This is a genomic window from Candidatus Poriferisodalis sp., from assembly GCF_965208895.1.
Classification (GTDB): domain Bacteria; phylum Actinomycetota; class Acidimicrobiia; order Acidimicrobiales; family Poriferisodalaceae; genus Poriferisodalis.
Window position 1 is genome coordinate 852,501 of sequence record NZ_OZ242363.1, and the last position, 18,135, is coordinate 870,635.

Below are 18,135 nucleotides of genomic sequence, written 5' to 3' on the forward strand. Positions count from 1 at the left end.
TCGCGACATCGACATCGTCCACGCCGATCCACGCCTGGTAGAAGCGGTAGGGGCTCATGGTGTCAGCGCTGAGCCACAGCGTCTCACCACCTGCGGTCTTGCCGTACTTCGTGCCGTCGCTGCGCGCGAGCAACGGCCACGTCAGTGCATGGGCGGGACGTCCCAGCCGGCGCCGGATCAAGTCGATGCCGAGCACGATGTTGCCCCACTGGTCCGAGCCGCCGACCTGCAGCTCGCATTCGACGTTCTCCGCGAGCCATAAGTAGTCGTAGGCCTGCAGCAGCATGTAGCTGAATTCGGTGTACGACAGGCCGTCGCCCTCGTCGAGACGGTTGCGGACCGACTCCTTGCCGACCATCTGCTGCACCGTGACGTGCTTGCCGACGTCTCGCAGGAAGTCGAGGACGCCGACTCCGACGGTCCATGCGCGGTTGTCGAGCAGTCTGGCCGCGTACGGGCCGTCGTCGAAGTCGAGGAATTGCCGGAGCTGGGGAACGATCCCTTCGAGGTTGTGGGCCAGCGCGTCGTCATCAAGCAGGTTTCGCTCGGTTGAGCGTCCGCTGGGATCGCCGACCATGCCGGTGGCGCCCCCGGCGAGGGCAATCGGGCGGTGCCCGCCCAGTTGCAGCCGCCGCAGCGTGAGCAGACCCATGAGGTTGCCCACGTGAAGACTGGCGGCAGTGGGATCGAAGCCGCAATAGACCGTGATCGGGCCGCTCGCCAAGCGCTGCGCGAGCACTTGACGGTCTGTCGTCTGATGGATCAGACCACGTGCCTCAAGATCCGCCAGGACGTCCACCCGGCCAGTCTGCCGGGCGGTCACCGATTTGCCCCGAAGTCAGCCGCGCGGCGTCCAGCGGAAGTAGCGCACGGTGATCAGCGCCCCGCCCAGACCCCAGGCGCCGAGGATCAGCCAGCGCCCTACCGGCCATGGAACTCCCTCGACGAACGGGTCGAAGGTGCGACCCAGCGCGAGAGCTAGGTGCTTGATGGGGAAGATGTCGCCGATGAGCGTCATCCAGCGCGGCGCTCCCTCCGACGGGATGAACACGTCGGAGACGAAGTACAGCGGCAGCACGCACATGTTGGTGATCGCCGGCGCGGCCTGCTCGCTGGGGCACACGCACGTGATCGCAAGGCCCAGCGCCGAGAACGCAGCGGCGCCCACGACGAGAGTGATGAACAGGCTCGGCAACGCGCCCGACTGGACTCCGACGCCGTATCCGAGCCAACCGATGCCGATCACGAGCGCTGTCATCAACGCGGTCAGTACCAGCGACGCGGCAACCTGCCCGCCGACATAGACCCATGGCGGCAGCGGCGTTGCCCGCATGGCCTTGAGCACGCCGCTCTCTCGCCGGATCACCGTGACGATGGCCGCATTCATGAAGTTCGCGGAGACCAGTGCCAGCGCCAGGATCCCGGGGACATACGACGTTGCGACACGCGCCCCGGTCGAGCTGACAACCTCGTTGCCGAAGATCGAGGTGAAGATCACCAGGAAGATGAGCGGCAGGATCACCGTGAAGAAGGTGGCTGCCGGACTGCGCCGGAAACCCAGCAAGTTGAACGACGCCTCGCTGCGAAGCTGGTGCAGACCCCTCACGGACTGTCTCGGGTGAACTCGCCTGCGGTGGACTCGTCTCCTGTCAGCGCCAGATAGGTGTCCTCGAGGGTCGGCGGCCGGACTGCAAGCGAGTCCAATCGTGTGCCGGCCCCCCCGGCTGCCGCGAGCAGCTCTCGCACCACGGCGTCGACGTCTTGTGTGGCGATGGTGGGCCGTGCGGGCGGCACCGCTCGGGCGTCCGGTGATCCTGCCGGCGCGCAGGGTTCGTCGGCGCCGAGCAGATCCCTCAACTGGCGGGGCAGCCGGTCACTGCTCAACTCTGCAGCATCCCAGCTGATCTGCGACGGCATCGCTGCATGCGCCGCGAGTTCGGCGGCAGTGCCATCGGCCACGATTCGGCCCCGCGAGATCACCACGATCCGGTCTGCCAGAAAGTCGGCCTCATCCATGTAGTGGGTAGTCAGCATCACCGTCACGCCCAGCGTCCGCAGGCCGCCGATGGTCTGCCACGCCTCGCGGCGAGCAGCAGGGTCGAAACCGGTCGTCGGCTCGTCCAGGAATACGAGCTCGGGGTCGCCTACGAGCGCTAGCGCTACCGCGAGCCGCTGCTGCTGCCCGCCCGACAACCGGCGCGTTCGGGTTGCGGCGGCCTCCGACAGCCCCACGAGTTCCAGCACCTCAGCGGTCGGTCGGGGCGACCGGTAGTAGGCCGACCACATCGTCACGATCTCCGACGAGGTGAAGTCGCCCTCGTGCTTGGCGCCCTGCAGCACAACGCCGATGCGCTCCTTCCAGGCGGGCGTGGCCTGCTCAGGATCGACACCGAGCACCCGCACGTCTCCCGACGTTCGGGTGCGCAGACCTTCGAGAATCTCGACAGTGGTGGTCTTGCCCGCGCCGTTGGGACCCAAAAAGGCCACCATCTCTCCGGTTTCGACCGACAGGTCGACGCCGGCCACGGCCTCGTTGTCGCCGTAGCGCTTGTGCAGTCGGGAGACCTCGATGGCGAGATCGGCGCCGCTGCTCATCGGGCGTGGCCGCCGACCGCAGCGCTGCTGGGACCATTCGCGAGACCGTTCTGCTGATCATCGACGTAACGCTCCGGATGGGCGACCTGCGGCCGGACCGCCGCTGCATACAGCAAGACGCCGAGCGGTCCGCTGTAGATGATCAGCAGGATCCAATGCCAACGACGCTTGCCGGCGGTCGCAAACCGAACTCGGCCGAGCCGCAGAATGTCGACGATTCCACCGGCCATGATCAGCGCCGCGAACGCCGCTGCGACAATCAGCACAGTGCCGAAGCCCACCTGGTCACGCTACCTGTGAAGGCTCGTCCGCCTACCGCTGGCGGGTGCGTTCATCCCCCCAGCGAAGTCACTGCGTCGGCGATGTAGAACCCGGCGCCGGCGACGCCAGCGATGACCAGACCGATTCCCGCTGTCCAGAAGGTCCCGTTGAACAGCATCCGGCCGCCGACTGCCAGGACCACGGTGATCGCGATCACCCCCAGCACGGGGCCCGGCAGGTAGGTGACCGCTATCCAGCCCGCCACCAAACCGCACAGCAGCAGGACAACGTTCTCGACCGCCAGCAGCACCTCGCGCACAGCTTCACCGTACGTTCCGGCACTGGCCGCGCACGGCAGCCGTGCGGGACGACAGCACTATTGGTCGCGCCCTGGGCCGACGGTGCGGGCGAGATCGAAGCCGTATTGCGCCAGCCGGCGCGTGCTGACATCGAGACCCAGCCCAGGGTCGGTGAGTTCACGACGCGAGATCCACCTCAGGCCTTCGGACTCGTGGTTGCCGCTGGGCGTCGCATGCTGCGGCGCGCGGACCAAGAAGCGCACGTCGAAGTGGAGGTGGTCGGGTTCAGTGCGCCGGCGATTGACGAACAAGTGAACGTCAACGTCGATCGGATCGGTCCAGACCTCCAGGCCGTCGATGCCGGTCTCCTCCGTCGCCTCGCGCAGCGCGACGCTCGCCAGGGCACCCTCTCCATCGGCGTGTCCGCCCGGCTGCAGCCAGCGACCGATCTTGCGGTGCAGCAGCACCAGCCCCCTCGTTGCGTCGTGATTCACCACCCATGCAGATGCGGTCAGGTGCCCGACCTCGCACGTTCGGTGCAGCGCATCGGGGTGACGGGCGGCGAAGCCGAGTAATCGCCGCCGGTGGACCGATTGAGTGCGGTCCCGAGGGACAAATGCGCGCGCCGTCGTGGCTGCGGCTGCGAGATCATCAGGCAGTGCGTCGATGTCGGTCTGGCGGGCGAACCCGCTGCGCACCGGCGAATCCGGTGCCGAGCCCAAGCGCACCGGCGAATCCGGTGCCGAGCCCAAGCGCACCGGCGAATCCGGTGCCGAGCCCAGCCTCATCGCCGGCTCACATGCGGGCTGGCGTCGACGTACCAGCGCCACAGCAGGTCGGTGCCGCGGCTGATGCCGATGCGGGTCGTGTTCACCAGGCCATCAGGCAGCCAGCCATCGTCCACAATGGCGAGGCCGTCGCCCGTCGTCAGGTCGCAGCCATCGTGGGTGCCGTCGACACCGAGAGCCTCGGTCAGCTTGGCTGGGCCGGAGCACAAGTCCGCGCAGCCGACGGATCGTCCCGACCGGCGCCGGCGGGCCGTCATGGCCTCGACACCGCGTACCGGCTCGAGTGCGCGCAACAGGACCGCATCGCCCACCCCAGCGGGCCCACACACGGCGTTCGCACACCAGTGCAAGCCGTAGATGAGGTACACGTAGAGCCGTCCTGGCGGCCCGAACATGGAGGCGTTGCGGGCGGTCGGGCCGCTGCGCGAGTGCGCCGCGGGGTCGCCGCTGCCGCTGTAGGCCTCGACTTCCACGATCCGGCCCGCTCGAATCGTCCCGTCATCGTGCACAAGCAGCTTGCCGACCAGATCCGGCGCGACTTCGATTGCTGGCCGCTCATAGAAGCCCGGCGGCAGGGGCACAGCCGCGAACGCCATCAGCGGCCGTCCCCGCAGGACGCGCAGATCGGGAACCTCGTCGGCGCGGCACCCACTATTGCCCGCTCTTGTTCCCCGTGCCTCATGCGATTGGGCTCACGGGCCGCTCGGGCCACGGGTTCGCCATTCGGCTCAGCCTCCGCCGGGGACGGCAGCTTCGAGTGCCGCGTCGAGACGCTCCAGCTGGATGGCGACAGCATCGGGGCCGCCCGCGCCCGGCGTCGTGCGCCTGGCGTGTGCTGACCCGGGCGTGAGCAGCTGCGCGGCTTCGGCGCCGAGATCGGGGTGCGCCCTCACCAGAGCGGCCAGCCGACCGGGCTGCGTTGCGGGATCGGGGCCGTGCAGCGCTTCACGCACGAGTCCGGCGATGAGCTCGTGCGCGTCGCGGAACGGCGTGCCGCGGGCCACGAGCCATTCGGCCAGGTCGGTCGCCGCCACGAACGGGTCGTCGGCGCCTGCGGCCATGGCGTCTGCATTGAACGCGACGGTCCCCATGAGACCGTCGAGCGCCAAGGTCACCAGCCGCACCGTGTCGAACGCGTCGAACAGCGGCTCTTTGTCTTCCTGGAGGTCCTTGTTGTAGGCGAGCGGCAGTCCCTTCAGCGTCGCCAGCAAACCTGTCAGGTGGCCGATCAATCTCCCCGATTTGCCGCGCGCCAATTCGGCGACATCAGGATTCTTCTTCTGCGGCATCATCGACGAACCGGTGGCGAATGTGTCATCCAGCGTCACGAAACCGAATTCGGCACTCGACCACAGCACCAGCTCCTCACCGAGGCGTGACAGGTGCACACCGGTCATCGCCAGCGCGTACAGCGCGTCGGCAACGAAGTCGCGATCACTGACGGCATCGAGGGAGTTTTCGAAGATTCGCGCGAACCCCAGTGCTGCGGCGGTCAGGGAGGGATCCAGCGGCAATGTCGATCCTGCGAGCGCGCCGGCGCCGAGCGGCGACACGTCGGTGCGACGCCTGGCATCGCCGAGCCGTTCGACATCTCGCAGCAGTGCCCACGCGTGCGCCGCCAGGTGATGAGCGAGCCCCACCGGCTGCGCCTGCTGCAAGTGTGTGTAGCCCGGCAGTCGCAGACCCGTCTCGTGTGCATGTCGAGCTCTGCGAGCGAGCGTGCACGCCAAGTCGACCACCAGCTGCGTCAGCTCGTCAAGCGCGTTGCGCGTCCACAGGCGCAGATCGGTCGCGACCTGATCGTTGCGACTCCGGCCTGTGTGCATCTTCGCAGCGGCAGCGCAGAGCTCGGTTGCCCGGCGCTCGACGGCGGTGTGGATGTCTTCGTCGGACAGGGCCCAGACCATGGCGCCCTCGGCGATCTCCCGCTCGACCTCGTCGAGGGCGTCCGCGATGGCGTCGCGCTCGTCCCCGGACAGCAAGCCGACGCTGGCCAGCATCGACACGTGAGCCCGCGACGCAGTGATGTCCTCGGCGAACATGCGCTGATCGAACGGCAGGGAGTCGTTGAGCGCGGCGAGGGCGTCCGCGGGCGCGCCGGCGAACCGGCCATGCCACAGGGTGGTGGGGCCGGTTCGGGCCGCGGCGCCCGGGCGCGCACCGCGCGCCGTGTCACCGCCAGCGGTGTCGTCAGAGAACATCGGCCTGCAAGCTCACAAGTCGGCCAGTTCCCGGCAGTGCTCGGCCACAGCGGGGCCGCCGAGTTCCTCGGTGGCCACGATGAACAGCGTGTCGTCGCCCGCCACCGTGCCGACCACGCCTTCGAAGTCGCTGCGGTCGATGGCCGAGGCGACGACGTGTGCTGATCCCGGCGGCGTGCGCAGCACGACGATGTTCTGCGAGAAACGCACATCGAGCACCCAATCACCGAACACGCGCCGCAGAGTGTTGGGCGGCAGCGTCTCCGGCGCGTCGGCCTCGGGCACCGCGTAGACGGTGCGCCCTGCAGTGCGCATCTTGGCGACGCCCATCTCGTCGAGATCGCGGCAGACCGTGGCCTGGGTGACGTCCACGGTGCGCTCGGCCAGCAGGCTGACCAGCTGCGCCTGGCTGCCGATCTCGTGGCCGGCCAGCAGTTCGCGGATGAGATGCTGCCGCTGCGCCTTGGTGGTCATGACGCCGCTCCGTGCGCGGTTCCGGCTGGCGCTGCTCCATGCAGCGCTGGGCCCATCAGGAATGCCAGCAGGCCTCTGGCGGCGTGCATGCGATTCTCGGCCTGCTGCCACACTCTGCTGGCCGGGCCGTCGATGACCCCGGCTGCTACTTCCTCGCCTCGATGTGCGGGCAGGCAATGCAGGAAGACCGCGCCGGAAGCGGCACGAGACATCAGTTCTTCGGTGACCTGGTAGGGACCGAACGAAGCGAGACGCTCGGCTTGTTCGTCTTCTTGGCCCATCGAAGTCCACACATCGGTACAGACCACATCGGCACCCATGACGGCCTCCGCCGGGTCGTCGGTGACCATGCACCGGCCACCCAGCGAGTCAAGCCGTTCGAGCGTCTCGGTGGTGGGCGCGTAGCTCGGCGGTACCGCCAGCGAGCTCTCGATTCCCAGCAGCGCGCAGCCGATGGCCAGCGACCGCCACACGTTGTTGGCATCGCCGACAAATGCCACCCGCGTGGTGCGTTCGAGCCCGACGCATTCCGAGATGGTCAGAAGGTCTGCCAGTGCCTGGCACGGATGGGCTTCGTCGGACAGGAGATTCACGACCGGTGCCACCTCGCAGGCCGCCATGCGCTCAAGGTGACTGTGTCGGTAGACACGAGCAGCGATGAGTGCGTGGTAGCAAGCCAGCGTCCGCACGATGTCCTCGGCAGTCTCGCGGACGTCCATCCCCACCTCTTCGGGCCGGATGTAGACCGGGTGACCGCCGAGCTGCTTCACAGCCATTTCCATCGAGTTGCGTGTGCGGTTCGAGGCCTTCTCGAACACCAATGCAACGCCGCAGCCGGCAAACACTGCGGGCGCATCAGCGACAGGGCGCGACGACACGTCGAGTACCCATCGCAGCTCATCGGCCGACAAGTCGTCCACTTCGAGGAAGTGACGCATCAGCCCGGTTTCCCTGCGCCGGCGAGCACGCTCGCAAAGATCGCCAGGCCCTCGTCGATCTGCTCGCTCGACACCACCAGGGGCGGCGCAAAGCGCACTGCTGTCGGGGTGATGCCGTTGATCACGAGACCGGCCTCCAAGCACGCTGCGGCCACTTCGGGACCGCTGCGGCCGACGGCGGGGGTGTCGAGTTCGGCGGCGATGAGCAAGCCCAGCCCGCGGGTGTCGACAACGCCGTCGATGCCCATGAGCTTGCCCGCCAGTTCTTCGCCGCGCGCTGCGGAAAGGCCCGGCGCATCGATGGCCTCCATCGTGCGCAGCACAGCACGCGCGGCGCTCGCAGCCAGCGGCTGCCCGCCGAAGGTGGTCGCGTGGTCGCCCGGCTGGAAGGCGCCCGCGACCTCCCGGCGCGCCCAGATTGCACCGATCGGCACCCCGTTGCCCAGTGCCTTGGCCATCGTCACGATGTCGGGTCTGGCAGCACCGGTCGGTCCACCGGCGGGGTCGAAGTGGTGATGCCATGCGAACCACTCGCCGGTGCGGGCCAAACCGGTCTGCACCTCGTCGACAATGAACGCCATGGCACGCTCGTCGCAGATCTCGCGGACGCGACGCAGGTACTCGCCGTCGGCGACGTTGACGCCGCCTTCGCCCTGAACGACTTCGAGCAGCACCGCGCAGCAGCTCGGGTCCAGCGCCGCCTCGAGCGCGTCAGCGTCGTTGTAGGGCACGTGGCGGAAGCCTTCGGGCAGCGGCTGGAACGTCTCGTGCTTCTCGGGCTGGCCGGTGGCGTGCAGGGTTGCCAGAGTGCGCCCATGGAATGACCGCAGCGCGCTGACGACGACGTGGCGACCTCGGCCGCCGTACTTGCGCGCCAGCTTGATCGCCCCTTCGAGCGACTCGGCGCCGCTGTTGGCGAAGAAGACCTGTCCCCCGCCCCCTTGGAGCCGGTCGATGGTCTGGGCGACCTCGACCTGGGGCTCGGTGCCGAAGAGATTCGACACGTGCAGCAGCGTGCGCGCCTGCTCATTGAGCGCATCGGCGACGGCCGGGTGGGAATGGCCCAACGACGTCACTGCCAGCCCTGCCAGAAAATCGAGGTAGCGCTTGCCGTCACGGTCATACAGCTCGCAGCCGCTGCCACGCACGAATTGGACCGGCGGCGGACCGTAGGTGGACATGAGCGGGCAGTGCTCGAGCGCTGCGGCGCCCATGGCGGCGGCATGGGACGAGAGTCCGTTGGTGGCACTTGTCGCTGTCGTGGTCTGTGTCATGAACTCGTGGCCTTTCTGTGGGATGGCCCGTTGGGCTGTCGGTGGGTCGAGTGGTGCTGGTGTTCTGGGGGTGCTTGTGGGGTCGCGCATCGCAGAGGCGTTTGGTTACTTCGTGGACGAATCTGTCAATTCACAATCGAGTGCGGCCGATCACGAGTGATCATCGTGCCGACTCCGGCGTCGGTGAACAGCTCGACGAGCACCACGTGCGGGATGCGGCCGTCGAGCAGGTGTGCGCTGTTGACGCCGTTGCGAACGGCGCTGATGCAGGCCTCGATCTTCGGGATCATCCCGCCCGCGATCTGCCCGCTGACCAGACGTGCGGCGAGCGAGTCGGCCGTGGCGCGGCGCACGAGCGAGCCTGGATCGTCGACATCGTCGAGCAACCCCGCGACGTCGGTGAGGTAGACGACCTTCTCAGCATCCAGAGCCGCTGCCACGGCACCGGCCACGGTGTCTGCGTTGATGTTGTACGCCTGCCCCTTTGCATCCGCGCCGATGGTGGAGATGACCGGGATCAGCCCCTCGGCGAGCAGGCGCTCGAGCAGGTCGGTGTTCACGTCGGTGACGTCGCCCACGAAACCGAGATCGGGATTGCGGGCGGTTGCGGTGATGACCCGGCCGTCTTCGCCTGAAATGCCCACAGCCAACGGTCCGTGGACGTTGATTGCGCCGACGATGTCGCGGTTGACCTTGCCGACCAGCACCATGCGTGCGATGTCCAGCGTCTCCGCATCGGTGACTCGCAGCCCGTCGCGGAACTCCGATGTCTTGCCGAGGCGCGCCATGAGATCGCCGATCTGCGGGCCGCCACCGTGGACGACGACCGGTGCGAGCCCGATCTGGCGCAGGAGCACGATGTCGGCGGCGAAGCCATCGGTCAACGCCGTGTCGACCATGGCGTTGCCGCCGAATTTGACGACTACCACCTTGCCCCGCCACTGGCTGATGTACGGCAGCATCTCCACGAGCAGCTCCGCACGTTCGACCTGCTGAGCGTGGATGTCGTCGGCGCCCGTCATGGCATCAGCCCCGTGGTCGGGAGACCGGCTGTCTCGGGAAGGCCGAGCGCAATGTTGGCGCACTGCACGGCGCCGCCCGACGCGCCCTTGACCAGGTTGTCGATCGCGCTGAGCACCACGAGCCAACCGGTGCGGGGATCCACTCGTGCGCTCAGGTGGCACGTGTTCGCACCGAGTGTCGCCTTGGTGTGCGGGGCGTCGCGATGGATCACCACGAACGGCTCGTCGGAGTAGAAGTCCGCGAGCACGCCGAGTGCGTCGTCGGTCGTCATGCCCTCGCGAGGTCGGGCGTAGCAGGTCGCCAGGATGCCGCGCACCATCGGTGCCAGGTGCGGCGTGAACAGCACCTGGCACCCGGTTGCCTGCTCGATCTCGGGCGTATGGCGGTGGTCCAGCAAGCCATACGCCACGAAGTCCTCGTCGACGGTCGAGAACGTCGTGGCGGGCTTCGGCGCCCGGCCCGCGCCGCTGACCCCCGACGCGGCGTCGATCACCACCCCGCTCGTCGAGATGAACCCGCCACGGGCGAACGGCGCCAAGGCCAGCGCCGCTGCGGTGGGATAGCACCCGGGAACGGCGACTCCCGCGGCGCCGCGCAACGCCTCGCGGCCGAGTTCGGGAAGCCCGTAGGGAATTTCGCCCAGCAACTCCGGTAGTGGGTGCTCTGCCCCGTACCACTGCGGGTACAGGGCCGCGTCGACCAGTCGGAAATCTGAGCCCAGGTCGACCACGCAGCCGACCCGCTTGTACAGGTCGGCAACAACGGGTGCGCTGGCCATGTGCGGCAAGCCCAGGAACACCACGTCGAGCCCGACGAAGATCGCCGGGTCGTATGCGCAGTAGCGAAGGTCGCCATAGTCGGCCGCCAAGCTGGGATACAGGTCGCGCACTGCGGCACCCGCCTGGGTATCTCCCGAAACGGCGACTACGTCGAAGGACGGATGTGCGGCTGCGAGCCGCAGCAGCTCCGCACCCGTGTAGCCGGATGCGCCCACTATCCCTATCCGCGCCGCGCCATGCGCGGCCCCAGCGTTGTTCTTGGGGGCAGCGACCGCTTCAGAATTCCCTATGTCGTGCGGTGCGGCTGAGTCGGCCATGTCCTCATCCTCTTGGAGTGTGCGCACTTGGCGCGGATCCGATGCGCGATCAGCGACCGCAGGTCAGCCTAGCAGGCACACCGCAGTTCTATGCGGAATTATGCAATTTTATGCACCTATGCTAAAGGGCCCGTGGCGTCCCGTGTCTCATTTCTGGCCAGGCCCGCGCCCACGTCCCGTCCAGAGCCATCTAGCGAACTCCCGGTCCTCACGCGCCTGCTCCTCAGCCTCGTCACCGAGGGCACGCGCCTCGTCGTCGGTCAGGCTGCTCCTTCTTGCCGCGCCTGCACCGCCCAAGATGAAGATCAGCACGATCCACGCGAACGGATCAGGAATCGCTGCGTCCACCAAGCGCGACGAGAAGGACTCGCTCTCGGGACCAGCGAAGGCGAACCCGAACGGCGTGAGGTAAATCAAGACAGCACCCGACCACGACCAGACCCGCAGCCGCCGACGTCGCTCCGCGGTCGAGCGCTGGACCTTCTCGAGATCGGCACGGGAGTATCCGCTCCAACGATTCCAACGGTCGATCTCCGACTCCGGCGACATCACACTCATTTCCCCGCGAGCGATCATCAAGGTACTGAACGACGCACATCCGCGAGATCGCGCTGCCCACTGAATTGTCTGAGCAGTGGACGGCTAACAGGTGGTGGCGGAAAGTGTTCACTCGCGGAGCGGGTATCGTCGTTCCCTGCCCAGCAGGGCCAACGACGTCCCTGCAGCCCCCGAGTCCCGACACCGGAACTCGACTCGCATGCGCACCGGCGAAGCCGGTGCTGACATCTCACCGGGACGTCGCCGATGCCCATCCATGACACTGTGACTACGGACACGGCGACCGCGGGCGTGGTGCCAGGAGCCGAAGACCGGCCTGCGGTACGCGTCGGCCCATTCGCGACGCCGCCTGCGGCACAAGGCCTCTATGACCCGGCGTTCGAGCATGACTCGTGCGGTGTCGGCTTCGTTGCCGACATGTCGGGTGTGCCGAGCCGGGCGGTCGTCGATCAGGCCCTGCAGTGCCTGGTCAACCTCGACCATCGCAGCGCCACCGGGGCTGAGGCGAATGTCGGCGACGGCATCGGCATCACTGTTCAGGTTCCCGACCGTTTCCTGCGCGACGTCTGCGACTTCGAACTCCCGCCAGCCGGCAGCTACGCGGCCGGCACAGCCTTCCTGCCGCGCACCGATGCCGACGTTGCCGCCGCAGCCATCGAATCGATCATGGTCGAAGAAGGTCTGCAGGTGCTCGGCTGGCGAGAGGTTCCCACCGACCCGTCGTCGCTGGGCAAGTTCGCCACCGATCCGATGCCGGTGTTCCGGATGCTGCTCGTGGCTGCACCGTCCCCCGCAGACCTGCGCGGGCTGGATCTTGAACGGCGTGTCTATGTCGCTCGCAAGCGCACCGAGCACGAGATCGATCCCGCCCCGTACTTCCCGTCGCTGTCGTGCCGCACCCTCGTCTACAAGGGAATGCTGACCTGCAGCCAGTTCGCGGAGTTCTATCCCGACCTGGTCGATCCCCGCATGGAATCGGCGCTCGCATTGCTGCACTCGCGCTTCAGCACCAACACCTTCCCCTCGTGGCCCCTCGCACACCCGTATCGCATGCTCGCCCACAACGGCGAGATCAACACGGTGATGGGGAACCGCAACTGGATGCGGGCACGAGAGGGCACGCTGTCGAGCCCGCTGTTCACCGATGCCGACGGGAACAACGATCTGGAGCGCACGTACCCCGTGTGCGCGCCCGGCGCCTCGGACACCGCCAGCTTCGACGAGGTGCTCGAGCTGCTCCATCTCGGCGGGCGGAGCCTGCCCCATGCCGTGCTGATGATGATTCCGGAGGCCTGGGAAAACCATGCCCGTATGCCCCAGGACAAACACGATTTCTACGAATTCCATGCCTCGTTGATGGAGCCGTGGGACGGTCCGGCCAGCATCGCCTTCACCGACGGCAACGTCGTGGGCGCCGTGCTCGACCGCAACGGCTTGCGGCCCTCCCGCTACTGGGTCACCTCCGATGGTCTCGTCGTGATGGCGTCCGAAGTCGGCGTGGCTGACATCGATCAGGCGAAGATCATCCAGAAGGGGCGCCTGCAGCCAGGACGCATGTTCCTCGTCGACACCGCACAGGGCCGCATCGTCGGCGACGACGAGATCAAGCGCGACCTGCTGAATGCCAAGCCGTACGGGGACTGGCTGGCCGACGGGCTCGCACATCTCGAAGACCTGCCGCCTCGATTCAATCTGACGCCGCAGCACGCCTCGGTGACGCTGCGCCAGCGCACGTTCGGCTACACCACCGAGGAACTGCGAATCCTCATCGCGCCGATGGCCCGTACGGGCACCGAACCGATCGGTTCGATGGGTACCGACACGCCGATCGCGGTGCTCTCGAAACGCTCGCGGCTGCTCTTCGACTACTTCAGCCAGCTGTTCGCACAGGTCACCAACCCGCCGCTGGATGCCATCCGCGAAGAACTCGTCACCTCCACGAAGGCCAAGATCGGCCCCGAGGGCAACCTGCTGATGCCAGGTCCCGAGTCGTGCCGGCAGATTGTGCTGCCCTCCCCGATCCTGTCGAACGAGGATCTGGCGAAAATCCTGTACATCGACGAGGATCTGCGGGCCGCCCGATCACAAACGAACGGCACATCGCCGCATGGAGCGGCGCCAGGGGCCTCAGCACCGCAAGGAGCGGCGCCAGGGGCCTCAGCACCGCAAGGAGCAGCGTCAGGGGCCTCAGCGCCGCATGGAGCAGCGTCAAGCAGCGCCGCAGCCCCGAACGACACAGCGGCCGACATGACGCACCAGTACAAGCCGTTCGCGGTCGACGGCCTGTACCCGGTCGCTGAGGGCGGTGCGGGCCTCGAGCGCGCCCTCACCGACGTATGCGCGCAGGTCGACGAGGCCATCGCCGACGGCTCCCAGATCATCATCCTCTCGGACCGCTACAGCGACGCGCAGAACGCGCCCATTCCCTCGCTGCTGCTGACAGGCGCCGTGCATCACCATTTGGTGCGCAACAAGACCCGCACGATGGTGGGCCTCGTCACCGAGTGCGGGGATGCCCGCGAGGTGCACCACATGGCCCTGCTGCTGGGCTACGGCGCCAGCGCCGTCAACCCGTACCTCGCCTTCGAGTCGATCGACGACATGGTGCGTGGAGGCGTCATCACCGAAGTCGACCAACGCACAGCGATCCGCAACTACATCAAGGCATGCACCAAAGGTGTGCTCAAGGTGATGTCCAAAATGGGGATCTCGACCGTGGCCAGCTACACCGGGGCGCAGGTCTTCGAATCTGTGGGTCTCGGGGAGGACGTCATCTACCGGTTCTTCACGGGAACCACCTCGAAGCTGGGCGGTGTGGGTCTCGACGTGCTCGCCGCCGAGGTTGCGCAGCGGCACCGGTTCGCCTACCTCGACAACCCCGCCGAGGCTGCCCACCGCGATCTGTGGGCGGGCGGCGAGTACCAGTGGCGGCGCGAGGGCGAGTACCACCTGTTCAACCCCGAGACCGTCTACAAGCTGCAGCACTCCACCCGCGCCGGCCGTTACGAGGTCTTCAAGGAGTACACCGGGCTGGTAGACGATCAGTCCACTGAGCTGGCGACCCTGCGCGGCCTCTTCGAGCTGCGTCCGGCGCCCGGCGGGCCGATCCCGATCGACGAGGTCGAACCGGTCTCTGCGATCGTGAAGCGATTCTCCACCGGAGCGATGAGCTATGGCTCGATCTCGGCCGAAGCGCACGAGACGCTGGCGATCGCCATGAACCGCATCGGTGGCAAGTCCAACACCGGCGAAGGCGGCGAGGATCCTGAGCGTTATGTGCCGGATCCCAACGGAGATCTGCGGCGGTCGGCAATCAAGCAGGTCGCGTCCGGGCGCTTCGGCGTCACCTCGGAGTACCTGACCAACGCCGACGATCTGCAGATCAAGATGGCCCAGGGCGCCAAGCCGGGCGAGGGCGGCCAGCTGCCGGGTCCGAAGGTCTGGCCGTGGATCGCCAAGACACGCCACTCGACACCCGGCGTCGGGCTCATCAGCCCGCCGCCCCACCACGACATCTATTCGATCGAAGACCTCAAGCAGCTCATCCACGATCTCAAGAACTCCAACCCGCAGGCGCGCGTGCACGTCAAGCTGGTTGCCGAGGTGGGCGTGGGCACCGTCGCCGCCGGCGTGTCGAAGGCCAAGGCCGATGTGGTGTTGATCTCCGGGCACGACGGCGGTACCGGGGCCTCGCCGCTGACGTCGCTGAAGCACGCAGGCGCCCCGTGGGAGCTGGGCCTCGCCGAGACACAGCAGACGCTGTTGCTGAACGGCCTGCGAGATCGGATCGTCGTGCAGACCGACGGGCAGCTGAAGACGGGCCGCGACGTGATCGTGGCAGCACTTCTGGGCGCCGAAGAATTCGGCTTTGCCACGGCCCCGCTGGTGGTCTCGGGTTGCATCATGATGCGCGTCTGCCATCTCGACACCTGTCCCGTGGGCGTGGCGACCCAGAACCGTGAACTGCGCAAACGCTTCGGTGGCCGACCCGAGTTCGTCGTCAACTTCTTCGAGTACATCGCGCAGGAAGTCCGTGAATACCTGGCGATGCTGGGCTTCCGATCACTGCCGGAGGCCATTGGACGCGTGGATCGGCTCGATACCACCGCCGCAGTGGCTCACTGGAAGGCGCACGGGCTGAATCTGTCACCGATCCTTGCGGAGCCCGAGACGCCGTGGCCCCAGGATCGCTACTGCTCACAGAGCCAAGACCATGGCCTGGAGCGGGCCCTCGACTGCCAGCTCATCGAATTGGCAGCACCTGCGCTTGAGCGTCGCGAATCGGTGCGGGCGGAGCTACCGATCAGCAATGTGAACCGGACCGTCGGAACGATGCTCGGCCACCGAGTCACCGCCGCGCATGGCGGCGACGGCCTGGCCGATGACACGATCGACCTGACGTTCATCGGGTCGGCCGGGCAGAGCTTCGGTGCGTTCGTGCCGCGTGGGCTGACGATGCGGCTGTACGGCGACGCCAACGACTACCTCGGCAAGGGGTTGTCGGGCGGGCGCCTCGTGGTGCGGCCGCCTCGAGAAATCAACGCAGCATTCGTCGCCGAGGACAACATCATCGCCGGCAACGTCATCCTGTACGGAGCGACGAGCGGCGAGGCATACATCCGCGGCACGGTTGGCGAGCGCTTCTGCGTGCGCAACTCCGGAGCGACCGCTGTCGTGGAGGGAGTGGGCGATCACGCCTGCGAGTACATGACGGGCGGCATGGTGGTGGTGCTCGGCAGCGTCGGCCGCAACTTCGGTGCAGGCATGTCGGGCGGGGCGGCGTTCGTGTACGACCCCGACGACCTCTTCTGGCGGAATCTGAACGCCGAGATGGTCGATCTGGAGCCGCAGCTCGACGACGCCGATGCCGAATCCGTGCGAGCAGTTCTGCGCCAGCACCTCGCCGAGACCGATTCGGCCCCGGCCCAGCGCATCCTGCGTCGCTGGCACAGCGAGGTGCGCAGTTTCCGCAAGGTGATGCCGAAGGACTACCGGCGGGTGCTCGAGGCCCGGGCCGCTGCCGCCGAGCTCGGCCACGACCCCGACGAGGCAGTAATGGCGGCTGCGCATGGGTGATATCCGGGGATTCATGCGGCACGACCGGGAGCTGCCGACGCGGCGCCCGGTTCCGGTGCGCCTGCGCGACTGGCGGGAGGTCTACGAGCCGTTCGCCGACGAGGACCTGCGCACCCAGGCCAGCCGCTGCATGGACTGCGGCGTGCCGTTCTGCAACTCGGGCTGCCCGCTCGGCAACATCATCCCTGACTGGAACGATCTCGTGTACCGCGACCGCTGGCGCGACGCCATCGAGCGACTGCACGCAACCAACAACTTCCCCGAGTTCACCGGCCGGCTGTGCCCGGCGCCGTGCGAGGGTGCGTGCGTGCTCGGCATCAACGCCGATCCGGTCACGATCAAGCAGGTCGAGGTCGCGATCATCGACAAGGCCTTCGAGATGGGCTGGGTGCGCCCCGAGCTGCCGGCTTCGCGCACCGGTTACAGCGTGGCCGTGGTGGGCTCGGGACCGGCTGGGCTCGCTGCGGCGCAGCAGCTCACCCGCGCAGGCCACGACATCACGGTGTTCGAACGCGCCGATCGGCTCGGCGGCCTGCTGCGCTATGGCATTCCCGAGTTCAAGATGGAAAAGCACCACATCGAACGGCGTCTCGACCAGATGAGCGCGGAGGGCACGAAGTTCCGCACCGGCGTCGAGGTCGGCGTCGACATCCCGGTGGCGGACCTGCAGGCCGACTTCGACGCGCTCGTGCTCGCAGGCGGTGCAACCCAGTGGCGCGATCTGCCGATTCCGGGTCGCGAGCTCGACGGCATCCACCAGGCAATGGAGTACCTGCCGTGGGCCAACAAGGCGCAGGAAGGCGACCTCGACCCGGTCGATGTGCCGATCAGCGCCGAAGGCAAGCGGGTGGTGATCATCGGCGGCGGCGACACCGGCGCCGACTGCCTGGGTACCGCGCACCGTCAGGGCGCCGCCTCAGTACATCAATTCGAGATCTTGCCGCGGCCGCCCGACGAACGGTCGTCGGCCAACCCGTGGCCGACCTATCCGATGGTCTACCGGGTCTCCTCGGCTCACGAGGAAGGCGGCGACCGGGTGTACTCGGTGAATACCGAGCAGTTCCTGGACGACGGCTCAGGTGCCGTGCGGGCGCTGCGGGCGCACGAGGCCGTGTTCAGCGACGGTCGGTTCGCCGAGGTGGAGGGCACCGACTTCGAGCTCGAATGCGAGCTCGTGCTGCTGGCGATGGGCTTCGTAGGACCGCAACAGGAAGGCTTGCTCGCTCAGCTCGGCGTCGAGACCGATGCGCGTTCCAACGTTGCGCGTGACGACGACTACCGCACGAGCGTCGACGGGGTCTGGGTGTGCGGCGACATGGGCCGCGGCCAGAGCCTGATCGTGTGGGCGATCGCCGAGGGCCGAGCGTGCGCCGCAGCGGTCGACGAGGCGCTGACGGGCGACACGGCTCTGCCGAGCCCGATGCCCCCCTCGGCCCGCCCGCTCAACTGAGACGCGTCTTCGCACGTTGACTGCCGCACGCTGCCCTGAATCCTGCAGCCCTGCGGGGCGGCATTTCTGCGCACAGAACGAGCGCTGCACGAATCTTGCGCA

15 protein-coding genes and 2 pseudogenes (1 of these 17 cut by a window edge) are annotated in these 18,135 nt (G+C 67.5%); 3 read left to right on the forward strand and 14 right to left on the reverse strand.

The window, feature by feature from the left end; all coding sequences use genetic code 11:
* From tyrS to ACOGJB_RS03945, 14 genes are all read right to left on the reverse strand, one after another.
* Window positions 1–799 carry the 5' portion of a tyrosine--tRNA ligase gene (gene tyrS, locus ACOGJB_RS03880; RefSeq protein WP_419839504.1) on the reverse strand. The gene continues 473 nt to the left of window position 1, outside the view, so 799 of the gene's 1,272 nt are visible here — the first part of the coding sequence; it begins with the start codon at window positions 797–799; the stop codon falls past the left edge of the window.
* Window positions 800–838: 39 nt separating this feature from the next.
* Window positions 839–1,606, reverse strand: coding sequence for an ABC transporter permease (locus ACOGJB_RS03885; protein WP_419839505.1), 768 nt, complete (start codon window positions 1,604–1,606; stop codon window positions 839–841).
* Entirely contained in the window at window positions 1,603–2,595 is a 993-nt protein-coding gene (locus tag ACOGJB_RS03890; RefSeq protein WP_419839506.1) for an ABC transporter ATP-binding protein, read from the reverse strand. Before ACOGJB_RS03890 ends, ACOGJB_RS03885 begins: the two co-directional genes overlap by 4 nt.
* The gene (locus ACOGJB_RS03895; RefSeq protein WP_419839507.1) at window positions 2,592–2,876 is read right to left on the reverse strand and encodes a hypothetical protein; all 285 of its coding nucleotides are present in this window, start codon (window positions 2,874–2,876) and stop codon (window positions 2,592–2,594) included. Before ACOGJB_RS03895 ends, ACOGJB_RS03890 begins: the two co-directional genes overlap by 4 nt.
* 50 nt (window positions 2,877–2,926) lie before the next feature.
* Window positions 2,927–3,175 (reverse strand): hypothetical protein, encoded by a 249-nt coding sequence (locus tag ACOGJB_RS03900; protein WP_419839508.1) that lies wholly within the window; start codon window positions 3,173–3,175, stop codon window positions 2,927–2,929.
* Window positions 3,176–3,232: 57 nt separating this feature from the next.
* A complete protein-coding gene (locus ACOGJB_RS03905; protein WP_419839509.1) occupies window positions 3,233–3,943 on the reverse strand; it encodes an NUDIX hydrolase in 711 nt (236 codons plus the stop codon).
* The gene (locus ACOGJB_RS03910; RefSeq protein WP_419839510.1) at window positions 3,940–4,539 is read right to left on the reverse strand and encodes a DNA-3-methyladenine glycosylase; all 600 of its coding nucleotides are present in this window, start codon (window positions 4,537–4,539) and stop codon (window positions 3,940–3,942) included. The genes ACOGJB_RS03905 and ACOGJB_RS03910 overlap by 4 nt, the downstream gene beginning before the upstream one ends.
* Window positions 4,540–4,671: 132 nt before the next feature.
* Window positions 4,672–6,144, reverse strand: coding sequence for an argininosuccinate lyase (gene argH / locus ACOGJB_RS03915; RefSeq protein ID WP_419839511.1), 1,473 nt, complete (start codon window positions 6,142–6,144; stop codon window positions 4,672–4,674).
* Between the two features lie 12 nt (window positions 6,145–6,156).
* On the reverse strand, window positions 6,157–6,618 hold the full coding sequence (gene argR / locus ACOGJB_RS03920; protein WP_419839512.1) for an arginine repressor: 462 nt from the start codon (window positions 6,616–6,618) through the stop codon (window positions 6,157–6,159).
* The gene (gene argF / locus ACOGJB_RS03925) at window positions 6,615–7,556 is read right to left on the reverse strand and encodes an ornithine carbamoyltransferase (RefSeq protein WP_419839513.1); all 942 of its coding nucleotides are present in this window, start codon (window positions 7,554–7,556) and stop codon (window positions 6,615–6,617) included. The genes argR and argF overlap by 4 nt, the downstream gene beginning before the upstream one ends.
* Window positions 7,556–8,830: an acetylornithine/succinylornithine family transaminase gene (locus ACOGJB_RS03930; protein ID WP_419839514.1), complete on the reverse strand. Its 1,275-nt coding sequence runs from the start codon at window positions 8,828–8,830 to the stop codon at window positions 7,556–7,558. Before ACOGJB_RS03930 ends, argF begins: the two co-directional genes overlap by 1 nt.
* 125 nt (window positions 8,831–8,955) lie before the next feature.
* Window positions 8,956–9,852 carry an acetylglutamate kinase gene (gene argB, locus ACOGJB_RS03935; RefSeq protein ID WP_419839515.1) on the reverse strand — a complete coding sequence of 299 codons (897 nt, stop codon included), beginning with the start codon at window positions 9,850–9,852 and terminating at the stop codon, window positions 8,956–8,958.
* Complete coding sequence (argC, locus tag ACOGJB_RS03940) at window positions 9,849–10,949, reverse strand: N-acetyl-gamma-glutamyl-phosphate reductase (protein WP_419839516.1); 1,101 nt, start codon at window positions 10,947–10,949, stop codon at window positions 9,849–9,851. The genes argB and argC overlap by 4 nt, the downstream gene beginning before the upstream one ends.
* Before the next feature lie 147 nt (window positions 10,950–11,096).
* Window positions 11,097–11,525, reverse strand: coding sequence for a hypothetical protein (locus ACOGJB_RS03945; protein WP_419839517.1), 429 nt, complete (start codon window positions 11,523–11,525; stop codon window positions 11,097–11,099).
* A gap of 276 nt (window positions 11,526–11,801) precedes the next feature.
* On the opposite strand from ACOGJB_RS03945, the pseudogene ACOGJB_RS03950 reads away from it, so the two are divergent.
* From ACOGJB_RS03950 to ACOGJB_RS03960, 3 genes and pseudogenes are all read left to right on the forward strand, one after another.
* A pseudogene (locus ACOGJB_RS03950) lies at window positions 11,802–13,568 on the forward strand (glutamate synthase central domain-containing protein); the annotation flags it as partial.
* Between the two features lie 165 nt (window positions 13,569–13,733).
* Window positions 13,734–16,583: pseudogene (gltB, locus tag ACOGJB_RS03955) on the forward strand (glutamate synthase large subunit); the annotation flags it as partial.
* The gene (locus ACOGJB_RS03960; protein WP_419839518.1) at window positions 16,576–18,033 is read left to right on the forward strand and encodes a glutamate synthase subunit beta; all 1,458 of its coding nucleotides are present in this window, start codon (window positions 16,576–16,578) and stop codon (window positions 18,031–18,033) included. The pseudogene gltB and the gene ACOGJB_RS03960, both read left to right, overlap by 8 nt.
* Window positions 18,034–18,135: the final 102 nt, after the last annotated feature.